This is a genomic window from Enterobacter cloacae complex sp. IR5428, from assembly GCF_049238585.1.
In the GTDB taxonomy this organism is placed as follows: Bacteria; Pseudomonadota; Gammaproteobacteria; order Enterobacterales; family Enterobacteriaceae; genus Enterobacter; species Enterobacter intestinihominis.
Genome location: NZ_JBMKHV010000005.1, coordinates 138,894 through 152,516 on the forward strand (window position 1 = coordinate 138,894; position 13,623 = coordinate 152,516).

Below are 13,623 nucleotides of genomic sequence, written 5' to 3' on the forward strand. Positions count from 1 at the left end.
AATCATTGATCTACAAAAACGATCGATAACATAATTTCGATCGATAAAATCTATTATTAATGGTAACGATCAAGTCTGCATACAGGAAGAAGCATGAAAAAAATTATTGGGTTGTCTCTGGCGTTCTGCGCTTTCTCGTCCGTAGCTGGTGATGCTGCCTCAGGCGAAATCCAGCCATATCCTGAATACCTGTCTGCCTATGTCAAAACGCTTGTTACAGCCAGTTGCGACCAGGTACTTTCAGATGATGGAAAGAACTCCATTGATAGAGTCATCAAATCTATCAGCACCAGCGCCACCAAAGGAATGACTACCGACACGGAAAGCTACTACGCTGTTTACAATTCAATCGTCTTTGGTGCTGAGATGGGGGATAAGCTAAAAAATGCTAAGAAACAGAAAATAATTCTGGCAACGAAAGACAAAATTGGAATAGATAGTTGCGGTGGTGTTGGTGCTTATGCATTGATACAGAAGGATTTTAGAAAGATGACTCTTACGGGGCTAATGCCTTTAGCCACGCAAACTGGTGTCGTAAAACCGAAGACGATAACTTCTGATGAGGGCATTTACCGTACAACAGCAAAAGCTCTGGCAGAACTGTACAGCGCTAATGAAGTTGCAGCGGATGACAAGATTGGTGGTCGTAAGGTGGAAATGACCGGAACTGTTCAGGACATAACAAAAAATTTCGCGAATGATGTCGTTCTTAAACTTGAAAGTGGTAATCGCTTCATGCCTGTCAGCCTGAGTATGGCTGATTCAGAGATGGCGCAGGCGTCGAAGCTGAAGAAAGGGCAGAAGATAACCGTGACTTGCGAAAAGATGCAGCTTTTCATCGGTGCACCGTCTGGCGGCAACTGCACCTTTAACTGATCTTTCATACAGTCTGCCGGGTAAATTCCCGGCGACTTACCCAACTCCCCGCCGGGTAGATTCAGAAGTACCCCTACCAAATACACTACTAGTAGCTCAAATATCCCAGTCGAGTTCTCAGCACGGCCTGATGCACATAAAGATAAACAATTTTGAAGTTGTATCTTGGCCTACCCTGCTAAAAATTGTACTTTCATTTTGACAAGAGATATCAATACGGGAACGAAAATGCCTGAAAAATTGCTATTTAAAGCTCCTTGCCCAAAATGCCAAGGGGACTGTAACGCATTTGTCCATGGAGAGACTTCTACTGAGTGGAGTGATGACAGCGATCCTGATAACTACATGTATGGTGGAACATTCCATAAGCTTTTAGAATGCTGTGGTTGCAGTACCGTCTTTTACTTCACTGATTCATCCCATAGCGAGGAATGGGATTTTGACAAAAATGGACAGATGTACCTGATCCACAACATTAAAACCTTCCCTGCAAGAGATCATAGACCAAAGTGGTTTGATTCGCTCTTTCGCAAAGATTATATCCTATATCATATTTTATATGAGGTTTATAATGCTGTAGGTAACGAATCATATATTCTCGCTACTATCGGCCTCAGAACAGCCTTTGATCGAGCAATTGAAATTATCGGTATCGATCCAGAGTTAAAAATGTACCAAAAGGTTGATGCTGTCTTGAAGGAAGGTTTTGTTGGCGAAACAGAACGCGAGCAGCTCAGTATAGTCACCGAGGCAGGCAATGCTGCGGCCCATCGCGGATGGTCGCCAAATAGCCACGAATTTACTCCTTTACTACAAGCAATCGAACGTTTTATAGAAAAGTCGGTTATGCGTGATAAGCGCATTGAGGAACTCAAAGAAATAATCCCAATGAAACAAAAAAAACGCAGATGAAAAAACCGTCATTGAAGCCCCTGGGCTTAGCGAAGAGCTACAGGGGTCTAACGTTTTTTTAATGAAACCATCCCTCCGCCGTGAAGGGTCCAGAAGTCCCCTCTCCCCAAATACGTACAGGCGGACAATATCAATGGCGTATGTGCAGCACGGTCAAACCCGGATTTTCTGAAGCATAAAGCCAGCCCTGGAAATATAGAAATATCAGGTCGGGCTGTGGATGCAGTGATTATCAGGCGGTTTCGAGGATTTTCTTTACCTTGGCGACCATCCCAACGGAGCAATCACACAGTTTCGCAATCTCTGCATATGTATTCCCGCCTTTGGTGAGATACAACTCAATCTTGCGTCGCAGGTCTGTATCCGCTGGTCTGCCTTTGTACTTATTTTCAGCCTTTGCTTTAGCAATGCCCTGTGCCTGACGTTGGCGGCGTTTGGTGTAGTCCTCGTGTGCGTAATGGGCTGCAATATCCATCATGAGGCCATTGATAAGCTCAATGATGCGGTCACCTGCTGCGGATTTTAATGCATCGTGCGATGTAGGCAGATCCACAACGACGACGCGTAAGCCCTGCTTTTCAATGCGAGCCTTGAGGGCTTCATATTGTACAGCGGGGAGTCGGGTTAAGCGATCGATGGACTCCACCAGCAAAAAGTCACCCTTTTCGGCTGCGGCAAGCAGACGGGAAAGTTCCGGGCGCTCCAGCTTGGCACCAGAAAAGTTTTCGACATAATACTCAACACTTGTTAGCCGATGCTCCTCAACAAAGTCATTTATGGTTTCAAGTGCGCGTGTAGCGTCTTGATCGTCAGTGGATGCCCTGAGGTAAACGTGGGTCGTGATTTGGTGTGTAGTCATTGTTTTTTTCACATTGGGTTTTAACTGTATAACTTTACGTGAATTATTTACATAGAGTCAATTTTTACTACTCATTGTGAATGAATTTGTTCACGAAAGCTCTTTTCATTTCAGGTATACCCTTTGTGAATATCACAATCCTATCTCAATACACGAGAGGATGATCGCCCTAAGGCTTTTTCGGTTCGTCGCATTTATAAAACATTTCGACGGTGTAGCCGCAGACTGTGGATTTATGTTTTTCAATGAAGTGCTCGTTCCGCAGTTCAATAATCTCACTCACTGATTTTTTCAATATGCTTGTTCCGAACTGGTGAAAGCTCTCATATCGGTTACCATCAACAACGCAGTACCGAGGCATATGTTTAATCCCACCGCGATTCAATTTGATTGGGCGGTTTGTTACTGGACAAATTTTGTGTGTCATCAATTGACCCTCTATGAGCAAGTTGTATTCAGAACAATTTAATCATTTCCAGATACCAGTTACAGGTTTTTTATCGCTTTTGCGCTCATGAAAGCGATATTTACCAGCTTTTTCGTTTAAATGTTCCGGGAAAGTCCCCGACTGTTTCACAGACAAAGAGCATTTTCTGATTGGAAATTCTCTGGCGAAGTTGAGAATAAACAGCTATATTTAAAGGTTAACCAAAAGTATAAGAGATAAACCCTTGTTAAACGCAACATGCGCCATCGTGAGCGCGTTTTATGGTGTTGGTAATGGTAGGTGCTGCTTTTGATTTTCGAGGGCGCATGGAGCGTTACATGAAGGATTTCGCGATCATGGCTTTTGTTTCGTTATTGTAAAGTTGGATGTATCCGACGGTATTTTTCCGGGTTAGCTTCTGCAATATCCTTTGCTTTCTGAATGGCTCGTTTCAATGCGCCTTCGTCGATGACGGTAACGGGGCTCTCTTGCCCCTTGGTCTGGCTGGATTGCGCTGTCATGCTTTCACCATACCGAGGGCAGCCCTCAACTGGTCACGCATTGCAGCTTCTTCGGCAGCTGCTTGCTGAACTGCTTTCTGTTGTGCGTGCTGTGCTGCTTCATGTATCAGTTCGTCAATCTCACGCTCCATCGCTTTAAAAAGTTGATCGTGGTAAGCGTTGGAGACTCTGGAGCGTAGCGTCTTCAACTCCTCTTCGATCAAGGCCTCCGGTTTCTGCAACTTAACAGAAATCATCGCAGCATTGGAAAGCACTGAAGAATTAGCTGAAGGGCAAAACCGCCAGCCGTCTAGGAGCAGGCTCTGGAGTTTAACCACCAGCCGCGCTGGAATGTCAGAAAACTGTTGTGTTCGGCTGTAGCGAGCTTCCGCATTATCAATTTGACGCTTTAGAGCCCCCGGATCTGGTTTGTACTTCGCTGCGATGTTGTCGAGATAAGTTTTCAATTCCGGCGAAATCTGGGCCTGTGATTTCTTTTTTGTAGTCATGTTGGAACTCCGTATCGGTAGTAAAGGGGCGTGGTTGCTCGCTGGCGCTGTTTGTATGCGTCAGTCTCAGCCGCTTTATGCGGTCATTTGGTTGTATCAGCGAGAGGCGTTGTAAGTCTGATTGCAAGTTGGGCAGAAGTTAGGGCGGTCTGCGAAAAGAAAATACCAACGACAGACGCTTGCGCGATCAACAATGAAATCGACTAGTCCGCAGTCAGCGAACGTCGAAAGAGTCCTGTGTGTTGTTGATAGCGGGAGTTCAATTTGTTTTGACAAGTCTGAAGCCGTAAGCGGGATCTGGGTTTGCTTCATGTGGTGAAGAAGATGGATTCTTGAAGTTGTCAGCGTTAGCCCGAAATCATTCAGGGTTCTGACCAGCTCCTTACGTTCTTCTACCGATGGCAGAAAAAATGCTAGTGGTCTAAAGGCAAAGCACAAAATAACCTCTCTGTAAGTCATTCATCACATAAGTATTTTATCATATAAACGTAAAAAGATATACTAGTGGTATGCATTTTGCTTGACAATGATTTCAGAAAGTGGATAATGGCGGGTTGAAGTTCGGGGGTGGCTTGAGGGGCGTTCGCTCACATCAGATAGCGAAGATGTGCCATAAAACGCCACAATATAGTATTCCTTCATTCCTTTTCGTCCATACTGGGTGATAGGAATAAAACGCCACAATAATATAAGAGACTTCGTTACTCTGTCTTTTCCTTCCTTCTCCAGGAATGAAAACTCACGTAACATCACCCATACGGGCTTCGGTCTCCTTGTATCTCGTTTCGACATTTATACACACTAACACTCATAATCTCGTCGAAACAAAAGCAAAAGAGTGAAAACCAACAGCAGGATGACTGGTGTCATCTGGATGGTTGTTTAGTTATTTACTTACGTCACTCCGTGACAACTCGGCTACGCCACTTTAGAAGATATAATGGTAATGGTCTGTCCAGAAGTGAACAGACTTGTCTGTCCATACCATAACCTTCGTTTACCACTCTGTTACATCCCACAACATCAACAGGCTGATAGCCTGTCTCTGTGTGGTCTGTTCCAATCGTGGACTCAGGTAACCTAGCTGATACCCCGCTATGTGTTTACATCATGGTACTGAAATTCCTTGCTGATGTTTACATCATTGGCTGTGCCAGCATGTGTGTGGAAAAGCGATTTAGATCGCTCTGTACGAGAATGGTGGTCAGCGCGACTGCAATCGTATGTTGGTCATTCTTATCGTATAAGCGTTAACGTCGTCTGGCGCGCAGCGAGACATATCAAGCTACCGTAAACACGGTAATTTAAAACCAAATGCCATCCACAAAGGAAGGCCACATATCCTGATCGCTACCAGCGATAGCGGAGGATTACTTATGTCTATTTAAAAAGGAGAACAATATGGCGAGAACTAAGGGTGCTGTAGCAAAAGGGGTTGATAATACAGCTGTACGCATTTTCTTACGAGGGTATGGCTCTTTGGGGGAGTTGCCACGCATTGTGGAAGATTGTATCTGCGGTGCATTGGGGCAGGAAGAAGAGACAAGAAGGTTCAAGGGAGAGCGAATTCTTGCAATCTTAGAACAACTGGATCATATCGATACGCCAACAGTACATCGGCAGATGTGGGATTATAATATTTCTCAAGGTAAAAATACTGAGCCATCCAAACGGAACACGGAACGCATGACAAGGGTTCTAAGATGTGCTTCTAGGGCACTGTATCATCATTTGAAATTGTGTAACGGATTGTCGCGTGAAGACGAGGTGGTCCAGATTTCCGCTCCCGATCTCACGGTAGATGAGATCGAACATGCCCGTCGTTTGGCTCTGGCAGGTAGAATTGAAGCGTTCACACAATTTGTGAACTCTTGCCGGAGCGTGATCAAAAACTATGAGCCGCCAGTGTTTAAGTACACAGGGGAAAATGTGGTCGCTTTATCTTCTTGTACGGAGGTATCTTTAAGGACTGCGGTTAGTCGTCCGTATTATGGTTATGTTAAAAAAGCCGTAAAAGATGAACAGCCAGAAGACCTATTTACAGTCAAAGGCAGCAATACGAACCTCCAACCACTGATTGAAGAGGTTGGGCGATCCTACATGGTAGTGGAAAATGTAGCTTAGATGGAGTTTGGTCAAAAGCCATACAAAGCCGGGTCAGCCCCGGTTTTTTTGTGTCTGTCGCATGAGAAAACGGCTTGCCAGTGTATACTTTTGGTGATACAAAATCATTGCCCCACCGCTTTTTAGTGCATTGAAATACATAGGTTTTATTAGAAAAAGCTTAGCTGGCAGGGCCCCCACCCATTTGTGTTCTTCTCTGAAGTTTCCCCCTATATAAACCTTCTCAATTATGTGCCTATTTTGTTCGTGCAATATCTCCTTCATTGAACTGAAATAATAATGTCATAAACCTGTAATAATAGACTGTCATTTTATTATCGGGCGTCTTTTTGTTGTCATAAGCAAAAAAATATATATCTGGATAACAAACTTATCTTCGTGTATTAAATTAAACACGTGTTCCGAAAGGATGTGACAATCATGGTAACTGCGGTTTTAAACGTTAAAATTGATGAAGCGCTAAAAGAAAGACTCCGCCACTATGCGGAAGACAATAATGAGAATTTAAGCGTGACCACAGAGAAACTGCTGCTGCTGGCATTTGAAGCAGTAGAAGAGGCGGGAGTATCGGAAGAGGATGTTGATAATCAGCATACGGAAGAAGAGAGCGTAAATCCATTTACTCCTAAAGAAATCAAAGCACTACGTAAACTTCTGAAGAAGAGAAAATGAAACAACAACTATCGACTGCCAGCGATTACAACGAGGCCTGCAATCTGTTACGTTCGGGCTATGTGAAACATGTTCGTCTTGGCTGGAATGTAGGAAGTGATGAGTTCTTTCGAATTGCGTCTGACTGGTGTGATACCGGTGCGAAAATAAAGAAAGAAGGTGAAAATTTCATTATTTCGCTGAAAGGCTTCCCGATTCCTCCTCAACATTAAGTTGTTCTTCATGAAAACAGCTGACTGCATGCGTTACAGTCAGCTGTTTTTATTGTTTCTGGCGAATAATTTACACCAGGCTCCGTTTTACTGGCGGTGTACTTTTATTTAAGGCAAGCCACAGCGGTTTGATACGCAGTAATGCCTCTTCAAGTTCTGGCGAATTGAGTGAGAAGGGCATACGCAGGTAGCGGTCAAACGCGCCTGAAAGCCCAAAGCGCGTGCCGGTGCCCATAATGATGCCTGTCGTTTCCGCACGTGCCGCCAGTTGAGTCGCCAGCATGCCGGGTAGTTCAATCCAGTATGAAAGTCCTCCCTCCGCTTCCTGAAAGCGCCATTCGGGGAAATGCTCCCGTAACATCTGGCCGCAGCGGTCACGCCGTTCTGCCAGCATTTCCCGCCGGGCAGGCAGGAAGGTTTCACTGTTTTCGATAAGCCACAGCGTGGCCAGCTGTTCCAGCACCGGAGAGCCCAGATCCAGCGTATCGCGCGTCTGTGCGAGCGTGGCGATAGTGCGGGACGAGGCGCGGATCCAGCCGAGACGAAGCCCACCCCAGAAGCTTTTGCCTGCGGAACCCAGCGTAATCACCGCGGCCTCCGGGTTAAAGGCGGCCAGCGGTGGCGGCGGGGGAGCATCGAACCAGAGATCGACCATGGTTTCATCCACCACCAGCGTGGTGCGGGTTTGCGCGGCGATGTCGGTTATGGTCTGACGCGTCGCGGCATCCATGCAGCGCCCGGTCGGATTATGAAAATCCGGCATTAGATAGGCCAGACGCGGGGCGGTCTGGGCAAGCGTTGCGGCAAAACCATCGGTATCCCAGCCCGTTTCTGGCAGCGAGACGCCCACGGGCCGGCATTGCGCCCCCTGAATCGCGGCTATCGCCAGCGGGTAGGTGGGATGATCCACCACCACGCGATCCCCGGGCCCGGTCATCATTCTTAAGATCAGGGCGAAGCCGCTGACGGCACCGTTCACCACCATCACTTCGTCTGCCCGGGTGGGCAGACCGCGTGCGGTGTAGCGGGCGGCGATAGCTTCACGCAGCGCTGGAAGCCCAAGCTGATCGTACCCGGTCAGCGCCAGATTCGGCGTAATGGTCGTCAGCGCGTGGGTGTAGGCCTGATGGATCTCTGGCCCTGCGTTGAGCGCGGCGGTTGAGAGATCCAGCGCCGCGCTGGCAGTGGAAAGCGTGGGCACGGCCCGGCTGTCTGGCAGGATCGCCCGGGAACCGCTGCCGTGACGGCTCTCCAGAAAACCCTCTTCACGCAGATGCGCCAGCGCGCTGCTGATGGTGGTGCGGCTGACGTCCAGTGCGGCGGCCAGTTCCCGCTCTCCGGGCAGGCGCGTGTTTAGCGCCAGCCTGCCATCCAGAATTAACAGGCGTAACGCGTCAGCCAGCTGGCGCCACCGCGGGGTGCGGGAAGAGGTTTGTTGCCAGTGCCCTAACAGGCGAACCAGAGACTGGCTTCCAAAACGACGAGATGACATGTGCAGTCCACTATTTGAAAACTGGACATTAATCATAGTGCCATTTTCAGCGAAGATGGAAGCTGGTTCTTCGGAGAAGAGAAAATGGTGCGTCGTCTGGTACAACTTTATGTCGGTTTAGCCCTTTACGGACTTTCAACCGCGATATTTATTCGTTCGGATCTGGGTGTTGATCCCTGGAATGTTTTTCACCTTGGCGTCGCCATCCAGGCCGGAATGAGCATCGGCACGGTGATGATTTTAACCGGGGCTGCGGTGCTGCTGCTATGGATCCCGCTGCGTCAGCTTCCGGGGCTGGGTACGGTCAGTAACGTGATTTGTATTGGCCTGGCGGCAGATGCGTCAATGGCATTGATCCCGGAACTCACCTCGCTGCCCGTGCGCATCACCCTGCTGGTTTCCGGCATTGTGGTTAACGCCCTTGCCACCGGAATGTATATCGGCGCGGGTTTTGGCGCAGGCCCGCGCGACGGTCTGATGACCGGCATACACGCCCGGCTGGGCTGGTCGATCCGCAGCGTGCGTACCGCAATCGAGGTGACCGTGTTGATCGTCGGCTATCTCCTCGGGGGAGCGTTTGGCGTCGGAACCGTGCTATATGCGTTAACCATCGGCCCGCTGATCCAGCTTTGTTTGCCGTGGTTTCGCCAGAGACCGCGCATGCAGAAAGCCGCGCAGCCGGAGCGGATTGCTTAATTTTGCGAAGCGCTCACAGGCTATAATGGCGTAACTGTGTCAGAATAGTGACTACCTTTTACGACGCCAGAATCTATGAAAGCGATCACTCTTTATGACGTTGCCCGCGTAGCGGGCGTTTCTTATCAGACCGTTTCCCGGGTGATTAACGACGCGGAACACGTTTCTGCCCGTACGCGGGAAAAGGTCCGACAGGCCATGGCGGCGCTACATTATGTACCTAACCGTGGCGCGCAGCAGCTGGCCGGAAAACGCACCCGCACGCTGGGGCTGATGACCAGCGATCTGGCGCTGCATGCGCCGTCGCAAATCGCCTCAGCTGTAAAATCCCGGGCAGTGGAGCAGGGGGCTGGCGTGCTCATCTCTATGGTGGAGCAGCCCGCGCAGTGTCAGGCTGCTTTGCAGGAGTTACTGGCGCAGCGCGTGGAGGCGCTGCTGGTGAACGTTCCGCTGGAAGATGCTCAGGCAGAAATGCTTCAGGAAATGGCCTCGCCGACCCCGGTTCTTTTTCTTGATGTTTCCCCCACAGCTCGGGTTAACAGCCTCGTTTTCAATGCTGAACAGGGCGCTGGCCTGGGGGCGGAGCATCTGCTTTCGCTGGGGCACCGGCGAATTGCGCTGCTCGCCGGGCCGGAAAGTTCTGTCTCTGCCCGGGCTCGCCTGGCGGGATGGAAAACTACGCTGGCTCAGGCTGGCGTGGAGGCGTTTGCGGTGGCGCAGGGCGACTGGAGCGCGGCTTCAGGCTACGAGAAAGGGCATCAGCTCCTGGCGGGCGCGCAGCTGCCGGAGGCGATCCTTGTGGCGAACGATCAGATGGCGCTTGGCGTTTTACGCGCCTGTGCGGAAAAAGGCGTTGCGGTACCGGGGCAGATCTCGGTTGTTGGGTTTGATGATACGGCTGACAGCGCGTGGTTTTCCCCTCCGCTGACCACCGTTCGGCAGGCGTTCCGCGAGGCCGGTGAACGCAGCGTGGAGTGGCTCCTGGCAACTGCCCGTCACGCCGAACCCTGGCAACAACAACTTCCTGTTACGTTGATCGTTCGTCATTCCACCGCGCCGCGCGCCGTACAACAGGCCGATCGTGAAGAGCTGGCGCAACAGCTAAGAACGCTGGCGCTGCTGGCGGAGAAACTGGCGCGCAGCTAGCGCTTTTGTGATCGTGCTCGCCTGGTGACGATCAAAGTCTTTACCGCCACCGTTTACCAGGGCATGTTGACTAAAATTGTGAGCGCTTCGTAAAGAGGTTGATATGTCTTCCACATTGCCGCTGACCCTCAGCGCAATTCTGGCTCGTCGTGACTGGGAAAACCCGGGCGTGACGCAGTGGAATCGTCTGGCCGCACACGCGCCTTTTCATAGCTGGCGCGATGAAACCCTCGCCCGGGAGGATAAGCCTTCGCTGAGCAAGCGTCTGCTTAACGGCATCTGGCGATTCAGCTTTTTCCCGGCACCAGAGCAGGTGCCCGAGGCATGGGTAACGGGCGATCTGTCTGATGCCGTTGAGATGCCCGTGCCGTCGAACTGGCAGATGGAGGGATTTGATACCCCCATCTACACCAACGTCACCTATCCGATAAATGTGAACCCGCCCTATGTTCCGGCTGAAAACCCAACCGGTTGTTACTCGCTCACATTTGAGATGGATGATGCCTGGCTGCTCAGCGGGCAAACCCGCATTATCTTTGATGGGGTGAATTCAGCTTTTCATCTGTGGTGTAACGGCCAGTGGATAGGCTATTCCCAGGACAGCCGTCTGCCTGCGGAGTTCGACCTCAGCGCGGTGCTGCGACCGGGGCAGAACCGCCTGGCGGTGATGGTGTTACGCTGGTGCGACGGAAGCTACCTGGAAGATCAGGACATGTGGCGGATGAGCGGCATTTTCCGTGACGTCTCGCTGCTGCACAAGCCGGAAACGCAGATTGCCGATTATCAGATCGTGACCGATCTGAATGCCGAATGCGATCGGGCGCTGCTCCGGGTTGACGTTGCGCTGGAAGGCTTACGCTATGCCGAATGCGAGGTGGCGTTTACCCTGTGGCGTAACGGCGAAGCCTGCGCGCAAATCACGCAACAGCCCGGATCGGCCATCGTGGACGAACGCGGCAGTTGGGCGGAGCGGCTCACGGTGGCGATACCCGTGAACAATCCCGCGCTGTGGAGCGCTGAAACACCGGAACGCTATCGTTTGACCATGTCGCTTCGGGATGTGCAGGGCAACATGCTGGAGACTGAAGCCTGCGATGTCGGTTTCAGACGCGTCGAAATCAGCAACGGCCTGCTGAAGCTTAACGGCAAACCGCTGCTGATCCGCGGCGTGAACCGTCATGAACATCATCCTGAGAAGGGGCAGGTGATGGATGAGGCGACCATGCGCCGCGACATCGAACTGATGAAGCAGCATAACTTCAATGCCGTGCGCTGCTCGCATTATCCGAATCACCCTCTGTGGTACACGCTTTGCGATCGCTACGGCCTGTACGTGGTCGATGAGGCGAATATTGAAACCCATGGCATGGTGCCGATGAGCCGTCTGGCGGACGATCCGCGCTGGCTGCCTGCCATGAGCGAACGCGTCACGCGTATGGTGCAGCGGGACCGGAATCATCCGTCCATCATCATCTGGTCCCTGGGGAATGAGTCCGGGCATGGGGCGAATCACGATGCGCTGTACCGCTGGCTGAAAACCACCGATTCCACGCGGCCGGTGCAGTACGAAGGCGGGGGGGCCAGTACGGCGGCAACTGATATTATTTGCCCGATGTATGCCCGCGTCGATCAGGATCAGCCGTTCCCGGCGGTGCCAAAGTGGTCGATTAAAAAGTGGATTGGTATGCCGGACGAAACCCGTCCGCTGATCCTGTGCGAGTATGCCCACGCGATGGGTAACAGCTTTGGCGGCTTTGCCAGCTACTGGCAGGCATTCCGCAGCCATCCCCGGTTGCAGGGCGGCTTTGTCTGGGACTGGGTCGATCAGGCACTGACGAAAAAAGCGGAAGACGGCACGGCATTCTGGGCCTACGGCGGCGATTTTGGCGATAAGCCCAACGATCGTCAGTTCTGCCTCAACGGGCTGGTGTTTCCCGATCGCACCCCGCATCCCGCCCTTTACGAGGCACAGCGTGCCCAGCAGTTCTTTACCTTTACGCTGGTGAGCACCGCTCCGCTGGTCGTCGATATCCAGAGCGATTATCTGTTCCGTCATACTGACAACGAGAGTCTGCTATGGTCGGTGGCGCGTGACGGTGCGGTGTTGGCTTCCGGCGAAATAACCCTTTCTGTTGCGCCCCAGGGAACACAGCGCGTTGAGATCCCGCAGACTGAATTCGGCGCTGAACCGGGCGAGGTCTGGCTCAACGTGGAGATCGTTCAGCCGCAGGCCACGCCGTGGTCGCCGTCCGGCCACCGTTGTGCCTGGGATCAGTGGCCGCTCCCGGCTCCGCTGTACCTTACGCCACCGAAAGCAGACGGAACCCCACCACAGTTAACGGTGCAGGAAGAGGTGCTGGACATCACTCATCAGCAGCAGCGCTGGCAGTTTAGCCGTCTCACCGGCAACCTGACCCAGTGGTGGAACGCGGGCGCTGAAACGCTCCGTTCCCCGCTAACGGATAACTTTACCCGCGCGCCGCTGGATAATGACATTGGCGTCAGCGAGGCGACCCGCATCGATCCGAACGCGTGGGTGGAACGCTGGAAAGCGGCAGGGATGTATGAGATATCCTCGCGCCTTATCCAGTGTGAAGCGGAACAGCATGCCCGTGAGGTGGTGGTGACCACGCAGCACGTCTGGGAGCATCAGGGTAAAGCGCTGTTTATCAGCTACAAGGTCTGGCGGATTGATGACCACGGGTTACTGCACGGTGATGTGCAGGTGACGGTGGCGTCTGACATTCCTGAACCCGCTCGCGTGGGCCTGAGCGTTATGCTGGCGGATATCCCGCAAACGGTGCGCTGGCTGGGGCTGGGCCCGCTGGAGAACTATCCGGACAGAAAACTGGCGGCGCAGCAGGGGCGCTGGGCGTTACCGCTGGACGCCATGCAGACGCCGTATATCTTCCCGACGGAGAACGGTTTACGCTGCGACACCCGTGAGCTGACGTTTGGCTCACATCACTTCCAGGGACAGTTCCATTTCTCCCTGAGCCGTTACAGCCAGCAGCAACTGCATACGACAACGCATCAGCACTTGCTGCGGGAAGAGGCTGGCTGCTGGTTGAATCTTGATGCCTTCCACATGGGCGTGGGGGGGGACGACTCATGGAGCCCGAGCGTAGCTCCCGCCTTCATTCTGCAAAACCGTCGGCTGCGCTACACGTTTTGCTGGCAGCAGAACGGCTGAGCCGA

At 51.8% G+C, this 13,623-nt stretch carries 13 protein-coding genes; 8 read left to right on the forward strand and 5 right to left on the reverse strand.

Translation table 11 applies throughout. The annotated features are described in order from the left end of the window. The first annotated feature begins 93 nt into the window (after window positions 1-93). Complete coding sequence (locus tag ACOTXC_RS08930) at window positions 94-876, forward strand: OB-fold protein (protein ID WP_395036311.1); 783 nt, start codon at window positions 94-96, stop codon at window positions 874-876. Between the two features lie 228 nt (window positions 877-1,104). Continuing rightward, entirely contained in the window at window positions 1,105-1,788 is a 684-nt protein-coding gene (locus ACOTXC_RS08935) for a DUF4145 domain-containing protein (RefSeq protein WP_395036310.1), read from the forward strand. A gap of 232 nt (window positions 1,789-2,020) precedes the next feature. Here ACOTXC_RS08935 and ACOTXC_RS08940 read toward each other — a convergent pair whose 3' ends face one another. From ACOTXC_RS08940 to ACOTXC_RS08955, 4 genes are all read right to left on the reverse strand, one after another. Further along, window positions 2,021-2,647: a recombinase family protein gene (locus ACOTXC_RS08940; RefSeq protein ID WP_395036309.1), complete on the reverse strand. Its 627-nt coding sequence runs from the start codon at window positions 2,645-2,647 to the stop codon at window positions 2,021-2,023. A 798-nt stretch (window positions 2,648-3,445) separates the two neighbouring features. Next, window positions 3,446-3,595: a hypothetical protein gene (locus tag ACOTXC_RS08945; protein WP_395036308.1), complete on the reverse strand. Its 150-nt coding sequence runs from the start codon at window positions 3,593-3,595 to the stop codon at window positions 3,446-3,448. Beyond that, window positions 3,592-4,083 (reverse strand): hypothetical protein, encoded by a 492-nt coding sequence (locus ACOTXC_RS08950; protein WP_417647780.1) that lies wholly within the window; start codon window positions 4,081-4,083, stop codon window positions 3,592-3,594. Before ACOTXC_RS08950 ends, ACOTXC_RS08945 begins: the two co-directional genes overlap by 4 nt. A gap of 96 nt (window positions 4,084-4,179) precedes the next feature. Continuing rightward, on the reverse strand, window positions 4,180-4,542 hold the full coding sequence (locus ACOTXC_RS08955; RefSeq protein WP_421767570.1) for a helix-turn-helix domain-containing protein: 363 nt from the start codon (window positions 4,540-4,542) through the stop codon (window positions 4,180-4,182). A gap of 942 nt (window positions 4,543-5,484) precedes the next feature. On the opposite strand from ACOTXC_RS08955, the gene ACOTXC_RS08960 reads away from it, so the two are divergent. The 3 genes from ACOTXC_RS08960 to ACOTXC_RS08970 all read left to right on the forward strand — a co-directional run bounded on the left by ACOTXC_RS08960 (window position 5,485) and on the right by ACOTXC_RS08970 (window position 7,091). Continuing rightward, the gene (locus ACOTXC_RS08960) at window positions 5,485-6,207 is read left to right on the forward strand and encodes a hypothetical protein (protein ID WP_049086747.1); all 723 of its coding nucleotides are present in this window, start codon (window positions 5,485-5,487) and stop codon (window positions 6,205-6,207) included. 420 nt (window positions 6,208-6,627) lie between these two features. Then, on the forward strand, window positions 6,628-6,879 hold the full coding sequence (locus ACOTXC_RS08965; RefSeq protein WP_022647261.1) for a hypothetical protein: 252 nt from the start codon (window positions 6,628-6,630) through the stop codon (window positions 6,877-6,879). Next, window positions 6,876-7,091, forward strand: coding sequence for a hypothetical protein (locus ACOTXC_RS08970; RefSeq protein ID WP_006809861.1), 216 nt, complete (start codon window positions 6,876-6,878; stop codon window positions 7,089-7,091). The genes ACOTXC_RS08965 and ACOTXC_RS08970 overlap by 4 nt, the downstream gene beginning before the upstream one ends. A 70-nt stretch (window positions 7,092-7,161) precedes the next feature. Here the strand turns inward: ACOTXC_RS08970 and ACOTXC_RS08975 are convergent, their stop codons facing one another. Then, the gene (locus ACOTXC_RS08975) at window positions 7,162-8,583 is read right to left on the reverse strand and encodes a PLP-dependent aminotransferase family protein (protein ID WP_022647262.1); all 1,422 of its coding nucleotides are present in this window, start codon (window positions 8,581-8,583) and stop codon (window positions 7,162-7,164) included. A gap of 84 nt (window positions 8,584-8,667) precedes the next feature. Here ACOTXC_RS08975 and ACOTXC_RS08980 point away from each other — a divergent pair, with 84 nt between their 5' ends. The 3 genes from ACOTXC_RS08980 to ACOTXC_RS08990 all read left to right on the forward strand — a co-directional run bounded on the left by ACOTXC_RS08980 (window position 8,668) and on the right by ACOTXC_RS08990 (window position 13,618). Next, window positions 8,668-9,279, forward strand: coding sequence for a YczE/YyaS/YitT family protein (locus ACOTXC_RS08980; protein ID WP_096216670.1), 612 nt, complete (start codon window positions 8,668-8,670; stop codon window positions 9,277-9,279). A gap of 75 nt (window positions 9,280-9,354) precedes the next feature. Further along, complete coding sequence (locus ACOTXC_RS08985) at window positions 9,355-10,425, forward strand: LacI family DNA-binding transcriptional regulator (protein WP_022647264.1); 1,071 nt, start codon at window positions 9,355-9,357, stop codon at window positions 10,423-10,425. Between the two features lie 103 nt (window positions 10,426-10,528). Next, complete coding sequence (locus ACOTXC_RS08990) at window positions 10,529-13,618, forward strand: beta-galactosidase (RefSeq protein WP_126490104.1); 3,090 nt, start codon at window positions 10,529-10,531, stop codon at window positions 13,616-13,618. The last annotated feature ends 5 nt before the right edge of the window (window positions 13,619-13,623 follow it).

Excerpts from the sequence above, each read along its gene's own strand:
- ACOTXC_RS08930 (WP_395036311.1), top strand. The coding sequence starts at position 94 with ATGAAAAAAATTATTGGGTTGTCTCTGGCGTTCTGCGCTTTCTCGTCC.
- ACOTXC_RS08935 (WP_395036310.1), top strand. The coding sequence starts at position 1,105 with ATGCCTGAAAAATTGCTATTTAAAGCTCCTTGCCCAAAATGCCAAGGG.
- ACOTXC_RS08940 (WP_395036309.1), bottom strand. The coding sequence starts at position 2,647 with ATGACTACACACCAAATCACGACCCACGTTTACCTCAGGGCATCCACT.
- ACOTXC_RS08945 (WP_395036308.1), bottom strand. The coding sequence starts at position 3,595 with ATGACAGCGCAATCCAGCCAGACCAAGGGGCAAGAGAGCCCCGTTACC.
- ACOTXC_RS08950 (WP_417647780.1), bottom strand. The coding sequence starts at position 4,083 with ATGACTACAAAAAAGAAATCACAGGCCCAGATTTCGCCGGAATTGAAA.
- ACOTXC_RS08955 (WP_421767570.1), bottom strand. The coding sequence starts at position 4,542 with ATGACTTACAGAGAGGTTATTTTGTGCTTTGCCTTTAGACCACTAGCA.
- ACOTXC_RS08960 (WP_049086747.1), top strand. The coding sequence starts at position 5,485 with ATGGCGAGAACTAAGGGTGCTGTAGCAAAAGGGGTTGATAATACAGCT.
- ACOTXC_RS08965 (WP_022647261.1), top strand. The coding sequence starts at position 6,628 with ATGGTAACTGCGGTTTTAAACGTTAAAATTGATGAAGCGCTAAAAGAA.
- ACOTXC_RS08970 (WP_006809861.1), top strand. The coding sequence starts at position 6,876 with ATGAAACAACAACTATCGACTGCCAGCGATTACAACGAGGCCTGCAAT.
- ACOTXC_RS08975 (WP_022647262.1), bottom strand. The coding sequence starts at position 8,583 with ATGTCATCTCGTCGTTTTGGAAGCCAGTCTCTGGTTCGCCTGTTAGGG.
- ACOTXC_RS08980 (WP_096216670.1), top strand. The coding sequence starts at position 8,668 with ATGGTGCGTCGTCTGGTACAACTTTATGTCGGTTTAGCCCTTTACGGA.
- ACOTXC_RS08985 (WP_022647264.1), top strand. The coding sequence starts at position 9,355 with ATGAAAGCGATCACTCTTTATGACGTTGCCCGCGTAGCGGGCGTTTCT.
- ACOTXC_RS08990 (WP_126490104.1), top strand. The coding sequence starts at position 10,529 with ATGTCTTCCACATTGCCGCTGACCCTCAGCGCAATTCTGGCTCGTCGT.